Origin of the sequence: Acetobacter vaccinii, assembly GCF_008365315.1 — a bacterium.
Taxonomy (GTDB): domain Bacteria; phylum Pseudomonadota; class Alphaproteobacteria; order Acetobacterales; family Acetobacteraceae; genus Acetobacter; species Acetobacter vaccinii.
The window spans coordinates 432151-450207 of record NZ_CP043506.1; the positions used below are offsets into that span (position 1 = coordinate 432151).

16 protein-coding genes and 1 tRNA gene are annotated in these 18057 nt (G+C 60.0%); 6 read left to right on the forward strand and 11 right to left on the reverse strand.

Annotation, left to right across the window (positions count from 1 at the left end; genetic code table 11):
- Window positions 1–369 precede the first annotated feature (369 nt).
- From metW to FLP30_RS01950, 7 genes are all read right to left on the reverse strand, one after another.
- Entirely contained in the window at window positions 370–975 is a 606-nt protein-coding gene (gene metW, locus FLP30_RS01920) for a methionine biosynthesis protein MetW (protein ID WP_149278100.1), read from the reverse strand.
- Complete coding sequence (gene metX, locus FLP30_RS01925; protein ID WP_149278101.1) at window positions 975–2150, reverse strand: homoserine O-acetyltransferase MetX; 1176 nt, start codon at window positions 2148–2150, stop codon at window positions 975–977. The genes metW and metX overlap by 1 nt, the downstream gene beginning before the upstream one ends.
- A gap of 111 nt (window positions 2151–2261) precedes the next feature.
- A complete protein-coding gene (gene lepA, locus FLP30_RS01930) occupies window positions 2262–4067 on the reverse strand; it encodes a translation elongation factor 4 (RefSeq protein ID WP_149278102.1) in 1806 nt (601 codons plus the stop codon).
- Window positions 4068–4187: 120 nt separating this feature from the next.
- The gene (locus FLP30_RS01935) at window positions 4188–4844 is read right to left on the reverse strand and encodes a helix-turn-helix transcriptional regulator (protein WP_149278103.1); all 657 of its coding nucleotides are present in this window, start codon (window positions 4842–4844) and stop codon (window positions 4188–4190) included.
- Window positions 4841–5077: a hypothetical protein gene (locus FLP30_RS01940; protein ID WP_149280164.1), complete on the reverse strand. Its 237-nt coding sequence runs from the start codon at window positions 5075–5077 to the stop codon at window positions 4841–4843. Before FLP30_RS01940 ends, FLP30_RS01935 begins: the two co-directional genes overlap by 4 nt.
- A gap of 155 nt (window positions 5078–5232) precedes the next feature.
- Window positions 5233–6678: a type I glutamate--ammonia ligase gene (glnA, locus tag FLP30_RS01945; RefSeq protein WP_149278104.1), complete on the reverse strand. Its 1446-nt coding sequence runs from the start codon at window positions 6676–6678 to the stop codon at window positions 5233–5235.
- Window positions 6679–6779: 101 nt separating this feature from the next.
- Entirely contained in the window at window positions 6780–7118 is a 339-nt protein-coding gene (locus FLP30_RS01950) for a P-II family nitrogen regulator (RefSeq protein WP_149278105.1), read from the reverse strand.
- A 243-nt stretch (window positions 7119–7361) separates the two neighbouring features.
- On the opposite strand from FLP30_RS01950, the gene FLP30_RS01955 reads away from it, so the two are divergent.
- The 4 genes from FLP30_RS01955 (at window position 7362) to FLP30_RS01970 (ending at window position 11356) form a co-directional block, all read left to right on the forward strand.
- A complete protein-coding gene (locus FLP30_RS01955; RefSeq protein WP_149278106.1) occupies window positions 7362–8537 on the forward strand; it encodes an aminotransferase in 1176 nt (391 codons plus the stop codon).
- 75 nt (window positions 8538–8612) lie between these two features.
- Window positions 8613–8688: transfer RNA gene (locus FLP30_RS01960), tRNA-His, on the forward strand.
- A 274-nt stretch (window positions 8689–8962) separates the two neighbouring features.
- Window positions 8963–10183, forward strand: a complete 1221-nt coding sequence (locus FLP30_RS01965) for an NADP-dependent isocitrate dehydrogenase (RefSeq protein ID WP_149278107.1) — start codon at window positions 8963–8965, stop codon at window positions 10181–10183.
- Window positions 10184–10336: 153 nt separating this feature from the next.
- A complete protein-coding gene (locus FLP30_RS01970) occupies window positions 10337–11356 on the forward strand; it encodes an NAD(P)/FAD-dependent oxidoreductase (protein WP_149278108.1) in 1020 nt (339 codons plus the stop codon).
- A 154-nt stretch (window positions 11357–11510) separates the two neighbouring features.
- Here the strand turns inward: FLP30_RS01970 and FLP30_RS01975 are convergent, their stop codons facing one another.
- From FLP30_RS01975 to FLP30_RS01985, 3 genes are read right to left on the reverse strand one after another with little or no spacing between them, the layout of a single operon-like run.
- Window positions 11511–11738 (reverse strand): DUF6587 family protein, encoded by a 228-nt coding sequence (locus FLP30_RS01975; RefSeq protein ID WP_149278109.1) that lies wholly within the window; start codon window positions 11736–11738, stop codon window positions 11511–11513.
- A gap of 14 nt (window positions 11739–11752) precedes the next feature.
- Window positions 11753–13618 carry a ferrous iron transport protein B gene (gene feoB / locus FLP30_RS01980; protein ID WP_149278110.1) on the reverse strand — a complete coding sequence of 622 codons (1866 nt, stop codon included), beginning with the start codon at window positions 13616–13618 and terminating at the stop codon, window positions 11753–11755.
- The gene (locus FLP30_RS01985) at window positions 13615–13878 is read right to left on the reverse strand and encodes a FeoA family protein (protein WP_149278111.1); all 264 of its coding nucleotides are present in this window, start codon (window positions 13876–13878) and stop codon (window positions 13615–13617) included. The genes feoB and FLP30_RS01985 overlap by 4 nt, the downstream gene beginning before the upstream one ends.
- Before the next feature lie 319 nt (window positions 13879–14197).
- On the opposite strand from FLP30_RS01985, the gene typA reads away from it, so the two are divergent.
- Window positions 14198–16015, forward strand: coding sequence for a translational GTPase TypA (gene typA / locus FLP30_RS01990; RefSeq protein WP_149278112.1), 1818 nt, complete (start codon window positions 14198–14200; stop codon window positions 16013–16015).
- 386 nt (window positions 16016–16401) lie between these two features.
- Window positions 16402–16665, forward strand: coding sequence for a hypothetical protein (locus tag FLP30_RS01995; protein ID WP_168200032.1), 264 nt, complete (start codon window positions 16402–16404; stop codon window positions 16663–16665).
- A gap of 110 nt (window positions 16666–16775) precedes the next feature.
- Here the strand turns inward: FLP30_RS01995 and FLP30_RS02000 are convergent, their stop codons facing one another.
- Complete coding sequence (locus FLP30_RS02000) at window positions 16776–17993, reverse strand: SMP-30/gluconolactonase/LRE family protein (RefSeq protein ID WP_149278114.1); 1218 nt, start codon at window positions 17991–17993, stop codon at window positions 16776–16778.
- Window positions 17994–18057: the final 64 nt, after the last annotated feature.

Genomic DNA, 18057 nt, shown 5'->3' on the forward strand with positions numbered 1-18057 from the left:
AACGACCGCACACCGGGCGACTTGTTCCATTAGCAATGAAAGGGACGTGTCATTTCCGACATACTGCGGTACAAGACAGTAGTTTTCGAAAGGTTATAAAACGCCTTCGCTGTCTGTGTTTTTCTATATAAGGAGGCTTCCCACAGTCGGCAAGCCTTCAGGACCATATTGGTCCACAAATATCCAAGTGGAAAAACAGCCTCACAGAGCCCGCATACTCATGCAAAAAATGTTTTAACCGTGGATTGGATTGGCATTCTTTCTATAAATATAAACGGCTTTCGGCACAGCCAACCTACGGCCAGAGGGACGCAGGCTGCACCCGACGGCACTTTTTACGCTTCTAACTTTACAAAAAATTTATACTTCTCAGGTGTCTCGACGCCGTAGCAGGAACAGCGCCTGCTCCCCAAACAGATTGGCAAGCCGAATGGAACGCCGCCACGGCGCGCGCTCGCCCTCTTCATCCACGGCCATCCATTTTTCAACAATATAGCCATCCTGGCGACAGAGTTCGAGAAAGTCACGGATTGTGCAGGGGTGGATATTGGGCGTTTCGTACCACGGCGTATGCCACACCGCTGTCATGGGCATGCGGCCATTCAGCAGCAGTTTCAGCCGCAACTGCCAGTGCCCGAAATTAGGGAAGGACACAATGGCGTGCCGCCCGATACGCAGCATCTGGCGCAGCACTTCACGCGGGTGTTCCACGGCCTGAAGAGTCCGCTGGAGGACCACGTAGTCAAAGGCATGGTCGGGATAATGCGCCAGATCGTGGTCAGCATCCCCATGCATCACGGGCAGGCCATGCGCGACCGAGCGCGTGACCAGCTTCATGTTCAGCTCGATCCCACGGGCATCACACCCCCGGTGGCGGAAAAGATGGTCAATCAGCGCGCCATCGCCACTGCCAATATCCAGCACACGGGTGCCAGGTTCGATCATTTCAGCAATCAGCTTCTGGTCAAGGCGCATTAGTGCAGTCCCGCATGTTCAGCTACCCCGCACAGGAAACCCCGTACTGTTCTGTCAAAATCGGGTTCATCCAGCAAAAAGGCATCGTGGCCCTTGTCTGTCTCGATTTCCACAAAGGAGACATTTGCCGCGGCCTGGTTAAGCGCACGCACCAATGCCCGGGAGGTGGACGTCGGGAACAGCCAGTCTGACGAAAAAGAAACCACACAGAAGCGCACCGGCGTGCCTGCAAAGGCTGCTGTCAGTTCGCCTTCATGGTCGGCGGCAATATCAAACCAGTCCATCGCCCGCGTGATGCTAAGGTAGGAGTTGGCATCAAACCGCCGCACAAAGCTGGAACCCTGATAACGCAAGTAGGATTCCACCTCAAAAATATCACCAAACAGGGAAACCGGACCTTCCGGCCTTGGAGCACCCGCTGGCCCCTGCCGCACCCGACGGCCGAACTTGCGGGTCAGCGCCTCTTCCGAAAGATAGGTGATGTGCGCCATCATGCGTGCAACAGCCAGACCGCGCGCAGGCACAACCCCTTCACGCCAGTAACAGCCTGCATGCCAGTCCGGATCGGCGATAATGGCCTGGCGCCCGACCTCGTTAAACGCGATGTTCTGAGCAGAATGGAATGGGGCCGTGGCAATGGGCATGGCTGCCAGCATCATGTGCGGGTATGTCACGGTCCATTCCAGCACCTGCATGCCCCCCATGGACCCGCCGACAACAGCAAACAGGCGGTCGATCCCAAGGCTGCGCACCAGTTTGTACTGCGCACGCACCATGTCGCGGATAGTAATAGGGGGGAAGTCGGTGCCCCACGGATCCTGCCCATGGGCCTGTGCGTCCTCACGGACAGAGCGCGGGCCTGTGCTGCCCATGCAGCCACCCAGCACGTTGGAGCAGATGACAAAAAATCTGTCAGTATCAATCGGCTTTCCCGGCCCGACCATACGTTCCCACCAGCCGGGCTTGCCTGTCAGCGGGTGTTTTTCCGCCACATACTGGTCGCCCGTAAAAGCGTGGCAGAGCAGGATCGCATTGTCACACCGTTCGGAAAGCTGGCCATAGGTGCAATAGGCCACATCCACCGGCGCCAGTGTGACACCACAGTCCAGTTCCAGCCCTTCGGCAAAACGGGCATGCCGGTGTTCGCCAACGGCAAGGGGTGTTGTACTGTTCATAAAGACGCTGCTTTCTTCTGACAGGCCAAGAAAGTGATACCGCCCGCCCTGCCCGACCCCGCGCACCTGTGCCGGGGCAAGGCAGCCGGGCAGGAAACGCCTGCCTGGGGCCTAGTGTTCCATTTTAAGAGCGGCCAGGAAGGCGCTCTGCGGAATTTCAACCTTACCAAACTGGCGCATGCGCTTTTTACCTTCCTTCTGCTTTTCCAGCAGTTTGCGCTTACGCGAGATATCACCACCATAACACTTGGCTGTCACGTCCTTGGACAGGGCACCAATGGTTTCACGGGCGATAACCCGGCTGCCGATGGCAGCCTGAATGGCGATCTTGAACAACTGGCGGGGGATCAGGTCCTTCAGCCGCGCGCAGATGGAGCGACCGCGTGTTTCCGCCGCTGACCGATGCGCAATAAACGACAGCGCATCCACCGGCTCCTGGTTGACCAGAATGGAAATACGCACAAGGTCGCTCTCCAGATAGCCATCCATCTGATAGTCAAAGCTGGCGTAACCACGGGTCAGAGACTTCAGACGGTCATAGAAGTCAAACACGACCTCGTTCAGCGGCAATCGGTAAACTGCCATGGCGCGGCTGCCAACGTAGGTCAGGTCAATCTGGGTTCCGCGCCGTTCCGTACACAGGGTCAGCACTGCGCCCAGATATTCGTCCGGCACCATGATGGTGGCCTTGATCCATGGTTCCTCGATTTTTTCAATCAGGGACGGATCAGGCATATCAGCTGGGTTATGCAGTTCCTCGGTTTCACCATTGGTGCGTTCGATCTTGTAAACCACGGACGGTGCGGTCGCGATCAGGTCCAGATCGAATTCCCGCGACAGGCGTTCCTGAATGATTTCAAGGTGCAGGAGACCCAGAAAACCGCAGCGGAACCCAAAGCCCAGTGCGGCTGATGTTTCTGCTTCGTAGTGGAAAGACGCATCGTTCAGGCGCAGCTTGGCAAGGCTATCGCGCAGTTTTTCAAAGTCATCAGCAACGATCGGGTACAGCCCACACCACACCACGGGAATGGAGGGCTTGAAGCCCGCCAGCGGAGTCTGCGCCGGGCGGCGATCGTCGGTGATGGTGTCACCCACGTTACAGTCAGCCACGGTCTTGATGGCGGCGTTGATATAGCCCATCTCACCCGGCCCGAGGCTTTCCACAGCCGTCATCCGCGGGGAAAATACGCCGACCTGATCCACCTGATGCACCGCACCGGAGGACATCATGCGGATTTTCATGCCCTTCTTCAGGCGGCCTTCCTTAATCCGCACCAGCACGATCACGCCCAAGTAGGCATCGTACCAGCTATCCACCAGCATGGCCTGCAAGGGTTTTTCCGCATCACCCTGCGGGGCAGGCAGGCGGGTGACAATGGCTTCCAGCACGCCTTCAATATTCAGGCCGGTCTTGGCGGAAATTTCCACCGCGTCATCAGCCGGAATGCCAATCACTTCTTCAATCTGGGCTTTGACACGCTCAGGCTCGGCGGCAGGCAGGTCCACCTTGTTCAGCACAGGCACGATGTCGTGGTTGGCGTCGATCGCCTGGTACACGTTGGCCAGCGTCTGCGCTTCCACCCCCTGCGAGGCGTCAACCACCAGCAATGACCCTTCGCACGCCGCCAGCGACCGGCTGACTTCATAGGCAAAGTCAACATGTCCGGGGGTGTCCATCAGGTTCAGGACATAGGTATTGCCATCCTTGGCCGGATAGGTCAGGCGCACGGTCTGCGCTTTGATGGTGATGCCACGCTCACGCTCAAGGTCCATGTTATCAAGGACCTGATTGGTCATCTCACGGGCGGTCAGAGCGCCGCAGGCCTGAATCAGGCGGTCCGCCAGCGTGGATTTCCCATGATCGATATGTGCGATGATGGAAAAGTTGCGAATGAGCGAAAGGGGTGTGTCGGTCATGCTGCTCCCTTTACGGGAAATAAAGGAAAAAGTCAGCCGCTTCCTGCGGGGCGAACCGACCTGAATGCGTTTTTTCGTACACCGACTGCGCGCACACCGCCAGAGGCCGCCTGCCCATGCCTACAGTGTTGTCATGACAATGCGGTGCAGCCAGACATTCTCTGCCGTATTCCACAACAAAGGCACCCCACCCGCAGCAGCCGAAAGGGGCGCAAGGCGCGGTGGAGCGCCCGCCAGCAATACACCCGCCACAGCCTCCTGCCCCGGTTGCAACAACAACACGCGGTCCCGCGCCCTGGCCTCCAGCACCGGCAGGACAACGGCCGAAGCACCTTCCCGCAGGACAGGCTCCAGGCAGGCGGTATCAATCCGCACGACATAGGCGGGGGCTGTAAAACCAAACGGGGCTTCCACATCTTCCCACGCTGCCCCTGTCGGGCAGCCACCCTTGTCAAACAGACCTGCCTGCCCAAGGTGGGACAGCGGCAGGCTGGGCAACAGGGGGCTGGGAGATACCCCCTCTGCTTGTGGGATGAGAGGGCTCACACCCCCCGGCAGTTGCGCTGCAAATGTTGCAAGATGCACACCCAGCACATCCAGTGCACGCAACAACGACCCCATGGACGGCCAGCGCAGTGCCCCGTCCAGTCCCGCGCGACGGGAAGGATTGAAGGTCGTGGCATCCAGCCCCGCCGCCTTGGCCAGACCAGACGGAGTTAACCCCTGCTCCCGCGCCAGACTGTCCAGCCTACTCCAGACATCCTCTGGCGTGATCATCGGCTAGAATGACGTGACGCACATCGGCCCATAACTTCCGAGGCATGGCGCTCCACCCCGGCTTCGGTCACGACAAAGCGGCCCTCTGCACTCTGGCACACCAGCCCCATGCGTTCCATGCGCGCCAGGCAGGGGTCATCCGCCAAGCCTGCGGGACGGCCGCTTTCTCCCGCAAGGCAAAGCCTGTGCAGGGCCGAGCGGCAGCATGTTTCAAGATAGGGCTCATTCCACATACCCGGCAGGATTGCCGATCCCACGCCTGCCCGCAAGCACTATCCCACCCGCAACACGCCTGGCACCAAAACGCAAAAAAACGCGGCCCCCGAGGAGACCGCGTTTTTCCACTTCTCTTCCCGCCGGATAAAAACCCGGCGGAAACTGCCTGATATCAGACGGAGTAGTACAGTTCGAACTCGACCGGGTGCGGCGTGTGTTCAAAACGGTACACATCGTCCCACTTCAGGGTGATGTAGCTTTCGATCTGGTCCTTGGTGAACACGCCACCAGCCAGCAGGAACTCGTGGTCCTCAGCAAGGGCTTCAAGCGCTTCACGCAGGGAGCCAGCAACCGTCGGGATCTGCTTCAGCTCTTCGGGCGGCAGGTCGTACAGGTCCTTGTCCATGGCGTCGCCAGGGTGGATCTTGTTCTTGATGCCGTCCAGGCCAGCCATCAGCATGGCGGAGAACGCCAGGTAGGGGTTGGCTGTGGGATCGGGGAAGCGGACTTCAACGCGCTTGGCTTTGGGGCTTGTCGCATACGGGATACGACAGGAAGCGGAGCGGTTGCGGGCAGAGTATGCCAGCAGCACAGGCGCTTCAAAGCCCGGGATCAGGCGCTTGTAGGAGTTGGTAGACGGGTTGGTGAAGGCGTTCAGCGCCTTGGCGTGCTTGATGATACCGCCGATGTAGTACAGCGCCGTATCGGACAGGTCAGCATAGCCATTGCCAGCAAAGGTCGGCTTGCCGTCTTTCCAGATGGACTGGTGGACGTGCATGCCCGAGCCGTTGTCGCCATAAATTGGCTTGGGCATGAAGGTTGCCGTCTTGCCGTAGGAATGGGCGACGTTGTGCACGCAGTATTTGTAGATCTGCATGAAGTCGGCAGCGCGGACCAGCGTTTCGAACTTGGTGCCCAGTTCGTGCTGGGACTGCGCCACTTCGTGGTGGTGCTTTTCGATCGCCAGACCCATTTCGCCCATGGTGGCCAGCATTTCAGCGCGCAGGTCGCTTTCGCTGTCAACCGGAGCAACCGGGAAGTAGCCGCCCTTTACGCCGGGGCGGTGGCCCATGTTGCCTTCAGCATATTCCTTAAGGGAAGCGCCGGGGCCTTCGATGCTGTCGAGCTGGAACTTGCCGTAGTTGGGGCCTGTGCCGAACTGGACGTTGTCGAAGATGAAGAATTCAGCTTCCGGGCCGAAGAAAGCCGTGTCACCCAGGCCGGAGGCCTTCAGGTACTGCTCGGCCAGCTTGGCGGTGGAGCGCGGGTCGCGGTTATAGGGCTGCCCGGTGGACGGCTCGATAATGTCGCAGAACAGGATAAGCTGCGGACGGGCCGAGAACGGGTCCAGCACGGCGGACGTTGCGTCGGGCAGCAGGACCATGTCGCTTTCGTTGATGGCTTTCCAACCGCCGATGGAGGAACCATCGAACATGAAGCCGTCGGTGAAGCTGTCTTCCTCGATGGTGCTGACATGCTGGCACGTATGATGCCACTTGCCCTTCGGGTCCGTGAAACGCAGGTCTACGAGTTCAACGGAGTGTTCCTGAATAAGGTCAAAAACCTTGGCAATCGCGGCAGCCTTGCTGTCGCCGGCCGAAGCTGTTTTCTTTACCATGCTCTCTTCACCTACCAAGCCTGATTGCGCGCCGCGCCTTTGCGGTCACGCACTGGATGTCTGTCAGTCGTATAAAAAAGCGGCGCCACCCCGGCGGGGTGTCAGATCGCGTCTTCTCCCCGCTCTCCCGTGCGGATTCGCACCACGTCGTCCACCGGGATTACGAAAATCTTGCCGTCACCGATCCGGCCTGTGCGGGCAGCGGCGGAAATGGCTTCCACCGCGCGTTCAACCACCGATGCAGGACAGACCACCTCGATCTTCATCTTGGGCAAAAAATCAACAATATATTCCGCGCCACGATAAAGTTCCGTATGACCTTTCTGCCGCCCGAAGCCTTTGGCCTCGATGACGGTAATCCCTTGAAGCCCGAGTTCGTGAAGGGCTTCCTTCACTTCATCGAGTTTGAACGGCTTGATAATGGCCTCGATTTTCTTCATGTCGCGTCGTCAGTATACCATTGCTGCACCCGCCGCTGCGGGCCTGTCCTTCCGTGGCCGCGCCTTGTCGCACAGGGCACCGCATTTGGAGACATTACACTCGCACGCCTTGCCCCCTTGGGCAATCGGGTAGATTGCAAAATTGTATCGATCGGGAATCAAAACCACTCCTCCCCCACCCAGCAGGCACGGGCCTGCCGCGCGCCCCATCCTTGCGCCCGCCTCAATTTCAAGGACCCAGCCATGACCAGAGCACTCAACAGACATCTTGCCAGCCAGCCTGTCACCATCTTCACGGTCATGTCCGAACTGGCACGCCAGCATGACGCCATTAACCTCGGCCAGGGTTTTCCCGATACCGAAGGCCCGCAGGACATGGTGCAGGTCGCCGCCAATGCCCTGCTGGACGGGCGCAACCAGTACGCCCCGCTGACAGGCCTGCCCGAACTGCGCCAGGCCGTGGCCGACGCCAGCCTGCGCTTTCAGGGCATTGCCGTCTCTGCCGACTCGGAAGTTGTGGTGACATCCGGCGCGACGGAAGCCCTTGCGGCTTCCTTCATGGCGTTGCTGGAGCCGGGGGACGAGGTGGTGCTGATGGAACCCCTCTACGACACCTACCTACCCATTATCCGCCAGCTTGGCGCTGTCCCCCAGCTTGTACGGCTGGAGGCCCCGGACTGGGCGCTGCCCCGTCAGGCGCTGGAGGCCGCCTTTGGCCCCCGCACCAAGGCCATTGTCCTCAACACCCCCATGAACCCCACAGGCAAGGTGTTCACGGCTGAAGAGCTGGACTTTATTGCCAGCCTGCTCCGCCGCCACGATGCCTATGCCATCTGTGACGAGGTGTATGAGCACCTTGTATTCGGCCAGACCCATGTCTCGCTCATGACCCTGCCCGACATGCGCGAGCGCTGCATCCGTATTGGCAGCGCAGGCAAAAGCTTCTCACTGACCGGCTGGAAGGTCGGCTACGTCACAGCCTGCGCGGCACTGGCATCGGTCATCGCCAAGGCGCACCAGAACCTTGTGTTTGCCACAGCCCCCAACCTGCAACGCGCTGTGGCTTTTGGTCTTGCAAAAGATCAGGCGTATTTTGGGGCTCTGGCCACCGACATGGCCCGCAAGAAAGACATTCTGTCCAACGGCCTGACTCGCGCAGGCTTTGGTGTGCTGCCCTGCAATGGCAGCTACTTTGTCATGGCCGACATCTCGGCCCTGGCCAACGGACTGGATGATGTCGCCTTTGCCCGCCAGTTAACCGAACAGGCGCGCGTAACCCCCATTCCCGCTTCGGCTTTTTATGACAGCCAGAGCGGCACCCCGCCCAAAAACCTTGTGCGCTTTGCCTTTTGCAAGCGGGAGGAAGTGCTGATTGAGGCGGTCAGCCGCATTGAACGCTGGAAAAATGACCGGGAATGAATTTTTCATCCATAAACTGTCACGTTACGCATTGACGGGGCAGGCATTCCTCTCTAAAAGTCCGCTTGCTGTGCGGCGGACGTAGCTCAGCTGGTAGAGCGCCGGTTTGTGGTACCGGTGGTCGCGGGTTCAAGTCCCGTCGTTCGCCCCAGCAGTTTCATGACAATAAAATGTTATTACAGACAGCCTGACCTCAGGCTGTCATGCTTTTTTGGCAGTCTACGTAGGCGATTGCCCCCTCCCCCCACAAAATTTGTAAGCATTCTCACACTCTTGTGGCCTTGGCCGCAGGTCGCCTGTCCGGAATGTGAACTGCCTGCGCGCCCAACTCCCCCTATGGTGGCTTCATCCACATAACGTATGACTGCCCCTGGCACCCATACGCGATGTGAAGGAAAAACACTCGTCGGAAACGGATATGCGACATGGCTAAAATAAAGGTCAAAAACCCGGTTGTGGAGATGGACGGGGATGAAATGACCCGCATCATATGGCACTTCATCCGTGAGCGCCTGATTCTCCCATACCTGGATATTGACCTGAAATACTACGACCTCGGCATCGAACACCGCGACGCCACGGACGATCAGGTAACCGTTGACGCAGCCGAGGCCACCAAGCGCTATGGCGTGGCCGTAAAATGCGCCACCATCACCCCCGATGAAGCCCGCGTGACGGAATTCGGGCTGAAGAAGATGTGGCGTTCGCCCAACGGCACCATCCGCAACATTCTCGATGGCACCATCTTCCGCGAGCCCATCATCTGCTCCAACGTGCCGCGCCTTGTGCCGCACTGGACCAAGCCCATCGTGATCGGCCGCCATGCCTATGGTGACATCTACCGCGCGACGGAAACCAAGATTGCTGGCCCCGGCAAGCTGACGCTGAACTTTGTCCCCGCCGATGGCGGTGAAGCCATCACGCTTGACGTGCATGACTTCAAAGGCCCCGGCGTTGCGCTGGGCATGCACAATACCCGCGCCTCGATCGAAGGGTTTGCCCGCGCATCGCTGTCCTACGGGCGTGACCGCAAGCTGCCGGTGTATCTGTCCACCAAGAACACGATTCTGAAAGCCTATGACGGCATGTTCAAGGACGTGTTCCAGGAGGTGTACGAAAAGGAATTCAAGGCCGAATTCGACAAGCTGGGCCTGACCTACGAACACCGCCTGATCGACGACATGGTGGCCTGTGCCCTCAAGTGGCCCGGCGGGTATGTCTGGGCCTGCAAGAACTACGATGGCGACGTGGAAAGCGACATTGTGGCCCAGGGCTTTGGCAGCCTTGGCCTGATGACATCCGTGCTGCTGAGCCCCACAGGTGATGTGGTGGAAGCCGAGGCCGCCCACGGCACGGTGACACGCCACTACCGCGAACACCAGAAGGGCAAGCCCACCAGCACCAACCCGATTGCCTCCATCTTCGCATGGACACGCGGGCTGGCCTACCGTGGCCGCTTCGACAACACGCCTGACGTGGTCGAATTTGCGACGACGCTGGAAAAAATCTGCGTTGAAACCGTCGAAGGCGGGCAGATGACCAAGGACTTGGCAATGCTGGTCGGTAAGGACACAAAATGGCTGGATACCCAGGCATTCCTTGACGTGCTCGACACCCGCCTGAAGGCGGCTCTGGCCAAGGCCTGACCCTTAGCCCCCGGTGCAGGACCGCACCGGGGGCACCCTGCCCGCACTCCCTTTGCCCCTGTTGCGGCACACACCGTAGCAAGCACCCTTGCGCTCAAAGCGGTCTTGGTTTTATCCCCACAAGGCTAGTCAGGGGAACAGGATCTCAAGCGCATGACCGACACGCCCTCCGAAACCGATGTGGCCATTATTGGCGCAGGCCCGACCGGGCTGTTTGCCGCCTTCCAGTGCGCCATGCTGCGCCTGCACTGCGTGCTGATTGACGTGCTGCCCGAAACGGGTGGCCAGTGCGCCGCCCTTTATCCCGAAAAACCGATTTACGACATTCCTGCCTGCCCGGCTGTGGAAGGCGCCCAGCTTATTGCCAATCTGGAACGCCAGATTGCGCCCTTCTCCATCCCCCGCATGCTGCGCCACAGGGTAGAAAGCCTGTCCGGCCAGCGCGGTGACTTTGTGCTGGGCACCGACAAGGGGGCAACCCTGCGGGCCAAAGCTGTCATTATTGCCGCAGGAGCCGGGGCATTTGGCCCCAACCGCCCCCCACTGGAAGGGCTGGAAGCTTATGAGGACAGCGGCGCAGTGCAGTATTATGTCCGCCGCAAAGCTGACTTCCAGGGCCGCAGCATTGTCATTGCCGGTGGTGGCGACTCCGCTCTGGACTGGGCGCTGACCCTCAAGGACATTGCTGCCAAAATCTACCTACTGCACCGCCGCGACCGTTTCCGCGGTGCGCCGGAAAGCCTGCGTCAGCTTGAGGAAGCCGTGGCTGCAGGTCAGGTCGAAAAGGTCGTGCCCTACCAGTTGCACGCTCTCCAGGGCGAGAACGGGGCACTACGCGGGGTGGATGTTATTGATATGGACGGTGGTATCCGCACGCTGGAGGCTGATACGCTACTGCCCTTCTTCGGTCTTGCAACCGACCTTGGCCCTGTGGCGCGCTGGGGCATGGATACGGCCCGTTCGACCATTCCCGTCACCCCGTCCAATTGCGAGACCAGCCTGCCCGGCGTTTTCGCCATTGGCGATGTGGCCAGTTACCCCGGCAAGCTCAAGCTGATCCTTCAGGGCTTTAGCGAGGCCGCAATGGCAGCCCACGCCATTCACCCCATTGTTTACCCGGAGCAGGCCCTGCACTTCGAATACTCGACCAGCAAGGGTGTGCCCGCCGCCTGACGCCCTACCAGCACAGGCCAGAGACACAAACACCGGCATGCCAATACGGCAGTGCCGGTGTTTTTTTATGCTTGCCTGACAAGACCCAAGAATGGACGGCTACCGTGGCCGCACGCGACCACCCGACAGCCTCCAGAATGACAGAGCCAGAGGCTTAATGGCAGCCGCCACCTCTGTCCTTGCAGCCAGCACAGCCGCCACCGCACCCGGTCGGTGGAGCCTGCCGTTCCAGTCGGCTCCGCAGGCCGGGCAGCACGCCCCAGCGGCCCAGCGTGGCAGCCCCAGCCCCACAGACCGAAACATAAGCCCCAGGTGCCAGCTTTCTGAACCAGAACAGCACACACACCAGCAGGACAACGCCTATAACCAGCCCCTGCACCATGTCAGCCTCCTTTGTCAGCCGGTCATCCACCGTGTGGCGTGGTACGTCACAAACGCCGCCACGTAGGCAAGACCGAACAGATACCCCATGGTTATCAGCACCATCCGCCACGATGCAGTTTCCCGCCGGATAACAGCCAGTGTGGAAAAGCACTGCGGCGCATAAACATACCATGCCAGAAGTGACAGAGCCGTTGCCAGACTCCATTGCGACGACAGCAGCGGGGTCAGACTGGCTGCGGCATCACTTTCCGACGCGGTAATGGCATAGACTGTGCCCAGCGCGCTCACCGCAACCTCACGCGCGGCAAGACCGGGGATAAGGGCAACGCAGATCTGCCAGTTAAACCCAATGGGCTGGAACAGCGGCAACATCAGGTGCCCGATTCGACCAGCCAGACTCCAGTCAATCGCGGCCCCCTGGGCCCCCGGCGGCGGAGCAGGAAAACTGGATAGCGCCCATAGGATAACACTGAGTGTAACAATAATGGTGCCAACCCTGGACAGGAAAATCCGTGCCCTCTGCCACAGTTCCAGCCCGAGGTTACGCAGGCTGGGCCAGCGATAATCGGGCAGTTCCATCAGCAGGGGGTGTTCTTCCTCATTCCCGCCTTTCTTCAGCACCCAGGCCACCACCAGTGCGCTGAGAATACCCACGGCATACAGAACGAAGAGCACCACCCCCTGTAGGTTGAAAATCCCCAGCACAGGCTGATGGGGCACAAATGCGCCGATCAACAGGGCATAAATGGGCAGGCGGGCCGAGCAGGTCATCAACGGCGCGATCAGGATGGTTACCATCCGGTCACGCGGGTTCTGGATTGTGCGGGTGGCCATAATGCCCGGCACCGCACAGGCAAAGCTGGACAGTAGCGGAATAAAGGAGCGCCCGCTCAATCCTGCCGCCGCCATGAACCGATCCAGCAGAAAAGCAGCCCGAGGCAGATAACCGGATTCCTCCAGTGTCAGAATCCACAGGAACAGGATCAGGATCTGCGGCAGAAAGACCACCACCGTGCCTGCGCCACCAATAATACCATCCACCACCAAACCATGCAGCGGACCGTCTGGCAGCACGGTGCCCACCAGCGCACCCAGCCTGTTCATGCCGTCCTGCAACGCATCCATGAACGGCTGCGCCCAGGAAAACACAGCCTGAAACATAATAAACAGCAAGACCAGCAGAATAAGCATGCCCCAAACCGGGTGCAGCACCCAACGGTCCAGCGTGTCTTCCAGCTTCTGGCCCACGGGGTGTTCCCGGGTAATGCACAGCCCCAGCAGGCGATGCACCTGGGCATGCACATCCCCCATATCCTCCCACGGGACAGGGGCCGGGGGCATGGGGCCGTCAAGCGCATCGACCAGGTTTTTGGCCCCACCACGCTGGACACCCACTGTCGTCACCACAGGCACACCCAGCTCGGCCTGCAAGCGGGGCACATCGGCCTGCAGCCCCTGCTTGTGCAGGGCGTCCATCATGTTCAGCACCACCAGCATGGGCCGCCCCAACTGCCGCAGCTCCAGCAGAAAGCGCAGGTGCAGGCGCAGGTTGGTGGCCGCTACAACGCAGATCAGCAGGTCCGGCGCGGGCTCTCCCTTGTACCGGCCCATGCACACATCCCGCGTGACGGCCTCGTCAGGGCTTGTAGCCTCCAGACTGTAGGTGCCGGGCAGGTCCAGCACCTGCACCTTGCGCCCGGCGGCTGTCACCAGTTGTCCGCTTTTACGTTCGACCGTAACCCCGGCGTAGTTGGCCACTTTCTGCCTACTGCCGGTCAACTGGTTGAACAGGGCTGTCTTGCCACAGTTGGGGTTGCCAACCAGCGCAATACGCAGGGCGGCTGGCGCATTGTCTGGCGTGGTGGTGGCGGCACTCATTGACCTGCGCTGCCCTGCTCGCGCTCATGCGGACACAGCACGACGCGCCGCGCCTCTGACCCGCGCAGGGCAAAACGGGTAAACCCGACCTCGACCGCGACAGGGTCTTTCCCGACCGGCCCGTACGCCACGACCCGCACCGGCTCACCCGGCACAAACCCCAGTTCACCCAGTCTGCGGGCAATGGGATCGTGGGGCGAAAACGCCTCTACATGGTCGATGACGCCGCTTTGATACAGCGGAAGGTCGTTAAGCAGCATGGCTGTCTGTCCTGCCCTGGCACGGCCCGTAGCCAGGCTGCGCCAATGGCGGACAGGCGTGGCCAGGACCCCGATATTTGAGAATGATCCTTAATTCCATAAGTGCGGCTTGTCCAATGCTCTGCCCATAGGTGGCCTTTGCACAGCAGGCACAGCCATGCGGTGCGGAAGGGCTGTTCTGTCATGACATGCGAATTTTACGTGCATTCCTGCGCGGGGGCGGCTATCTGTGCGACCACGCAAACACCACAGCGCTCCTCCGCCGCCCCTTCAGACAGAAGGAGGTGGCCCGGCGCGCAGGAAAAAATCAGGCCGATTCATGGATATCCGCAATATCGCCATTATCGCCCACGTTGACCACGGCAAAACAACGCTGGTTGACGAACTGCTCAAACAGTCTGGCTCCTTCCGCGAAAACCAGGCCGTTGCCGAGCGGGCAATGGACAGCAACGACCTCGAACGTGAACGTGGCATTACCATTCTTGCCAAGTGCACCTCGGTTGTCTGGCAGAACACCCGCATCAACATCATCGACACGCCCGGACACGCCGACTTCGGCGGGGAAGTGGAGCGTATTCTGAGCATGGTGGACGGTGCGATCGTGCTGGTCGACTCAGCCGAAGGCGCGCTGCCCCAGACCAAGTTTGTTGTGGGCAAGGCACTGGCACGCGGCCTGAAGCCGATCGTGGTGGTCAACAAGATCGACCGTGGCGACGCCCGCCCCGACGAAGTGCATAACGAAATTTTCGATCTGTTCGCAGCCCTTGGGGCCAATGACGAACAGCTCGACTTCCCCATGCTGTACGCATCGGGCCGGCAGGGCTGGGCGGATGAAACGCTTGACGGCGCCCGCAAGGACCTGAACCCGATGTTCGAGCTTATCCTGCGCCATGTGCCCGCCCCGGCACTGGACAAGGACAAGCCCTTTGCCATGACGGCCACCATTCTTGAGAGCGACAACTTCCTGGGCCGCGTGCTGACTGGCCGTGTTGAGCAGGGTAGTGCCCGTGTCAACATGCCGGTGAAGGTACTGCGCGCCGATGGGTCCGTTGTGGAAACGGGCCGTCTGACCAAGCTGCTGTCCTTCCGTGGCCTGGAACGCGTGGCTGTTGAGGAAGTTCAGGCAGGTGACATTGTTGCCGTGGCTGGTCTGTCCCAGGCGACCATTCCTGACACCATTGCCTCCCCCGAGCAGGATGGCCCGCTGCAGGCTATTCCGGTCGATCCGCCGACACTGTCCATGACCTTCCGCCTCAACGACGGCCCTCTGGGCGGCCGCGAAGGCAAGAAGGTGACATCGCGCCAGATCCGTGACCGCCTGTTCAAGGAAACGGAAAGCAACATTGCCATCCGCGTGACCGACAGCCCCGAAAGCGAAGCTTTTGAAGTGGCAGGCCGTGGGGAACTGCAGCTTGGCGTGCTGATCGAAACCATGCGCCGCGAAGGGTTTGAGCTGACCATCGGCCGCCCGCGCGTGCTGTTCCGCGCCAATGAAGAAACCGGCGACCGTGAAGAGCCTTACGAGGAAGTCACGATCGACGTGGACGAACCCTACTCGGGCGTGGTCGTGGAAAAGATGTCCATGCGTAAGGGCCAGATGCAGGATATGCGTCCGTCCGGCGGGGACAAGGTGCGTCTGCTGTTTACAATCCCGTCCCGCGGGCTGATCGGCTACCATGGTGAATTCCTGACCGACACGCGCGGCACAGGCATCATGAACCGCCTGTTCTCCCACTATGGGCCTTATGCTGGCACCATCGAAGGCCGCCGCAACGGGTCCCTGATCTCGGCGGAAGATGGCACGACAACGCAGTACTCGCTGTTCTCCCTGCAGGATCGCGGCACGCTGTTTGTTGACGCGGGTGAAACGGTTTACCAGGGCATGATCATCGGGGAGCACTCCCGCGAGAACGACCTGGAAGTGAACCCCATCCGTGAAAAGAAGCTGACCAACATGCGCGCTTCCGGCAAGGACGAAGCCCTGCTGCTGGTTCCGCCGCGCCGCATGTCGCTTGAGCAGGCAATTGCTTACATTGAAGACGATGAACTGGTTGAGGTCACACCCTCTGCCATCCGCCTTCGCAAGCGTTACCTCGACTCAAACGAACGCAAGAAGCGCTCCAAGAGCGTAGGCTAAAGCCAGCGACCGGCCCCACACTGTGGGGCCACCCCCGGAGTGCCCTGCACTTCGGGGCGGGCTGCGGCAAGACCATGGCAGTATCATTTATTTTTGACGATACAGCCTTGGCGGCCCTTAATTACAGGCCCGAAAAACTGCGGAAAACCGCCATATTCCAGTGAAAATTCCGGTGCATTTTCCCGCTTTGCGGCAAAAATGTGGCAAAGCCCTATCAAAGCCGTGATATTCACGATTCTCTACAAAATTTTAGATCAAGACGACCTCCAGATGTCGTGGTATGCATAATCCATGAACCGGCATGAGCTTTCGTACGGCAGACAAAACCTATTTGCATAACGAAGTATCAGACAAAAACCGGGTCTTTAAATTTGGAGAATTTAGATATGGCTTCTCGTAACCTGCTCGCGGCTCTGTCCACCGTTGCCCTGCTGGGCGCTGCTGTTCCGTCCTTCGCTCAGGAAGCTGCTCCGGCTGCTCCGGCTGCTGCTGCTCCCGCCGCTGCTGCTCCGGCTGCTGAAGCCGCTGCTCCGGCCGCTGCTGACAAGGCTGAAAAGAAGGCCTCCAAGCACCACGGCAAGCACCACGGCAAGCACCACAAGAAGGGTGCCGAAGGTGAAGCTGCTCCGGCTGCTGAATCCGCTCAGTAATCCGCTTAGGGTGGGTCATGCTTAGCTGACCCACCCGTAAGGATTACGCTACAGCGTAGCACTGCAAAAAGGCTGAGACAGCACCTGCTGCCTCAGCCTTTTTGTTATTATCAGGCTGGTCCTGCCCCCTGGGTGCTGACCTGTAGCCGGTACAGGTTGCCACCGGCGCACATATACAGCCAGTCCCGCTTGGGGCCAGCGAATGTCAGGCTGGACACACCCTGCGGCAACCTGATGCGGCCAATCAGTTGCCCTTCCGGGCTGAATACAAAGACACCGCACAGCCCTAACGGCCCGCTGACACCACACCAGATGTTGCCATAGACATCTGCCCGCACCCCAGCAGGCACCATCTGCTCGCCCTCAAAGCGCATGTTTGCAAACAGGCGCAGGTTGGACAGCGGCAGCGTGTCCTTATGCAAGGTGCAGACATGGATGGCGCAGTCACCCTCATGCCCATGCCCACCCGCCTGTCGTGCGGAGGAGACAACATACAGGCGCGAAAAATCAGGCGAGAAGCACAGCCCACGCGGATTGGGCAGTTGCTCCTGCTTCAGCACGACCTCTATCCGCCCCGAAGGGTCCACGCGGAAGGTATGGTCAGGCTGACGCCGCACCCCCCCAACCGCCCCGATCAGTTCCTCACCCACCTGCCAGCGCAGATGGCCATCGGGGTTGGATTCCCCACCGGGAATATCCGCATGGCCTTCTTCCAGCACCGTGCCGTAGCCAGGGTCGGTAAACCAGATGCTACCATCGGGGTGGGCTATGACATCCTCTGGCCCGTTCAGCGGGTGGCCTTCATAATGTTCAGCCACGACATGGGCCGAACCATCATGCTCCCACCGCACAACCCGGCGCAGAAAATGCTCGCAGGAAATCTGCCGCCCCTGATAATCAAAGGTATTACCAGAGGAATTATAGGACTGGGGACGAAAGACACTGACCCCGCCTGTCTCCCACAGGTACCGATACTGGCGGCTGCCTACGGTGTCGCTTAACAGCAGGTAACGCCCCTCGGACGACCAGGCCGGGCCTTCCAGCCACGTTCCCCCACGCCAGACCAGTTCCAGCACAGCGTTAGGGGCAACCAGATTGCGAAAAAGCTGGTCGAGAACGATCACATCCGGGTCGGGCGTATAGGCCGGAGGGGCATCTGGCCCCCATTGCCGGGGCGGCATGCTGGTCACATCAGGTGGATGCACAGGCTCTGGCACCCCAAGGGGGCCAGCATTCCCACGCCCTGACAGCAACAGCCCGACCGACAGGCCGGACACGCCCCCCAGCAGGCTCCGCCTGCCCAGTCTGCTACCGCGCTCCATCGTCATTGCCTGTCCTGTTCCTCTGCGCGCTTGCCCATGGGGCATGGCTCCTGCCGTCCCCATAATTAAG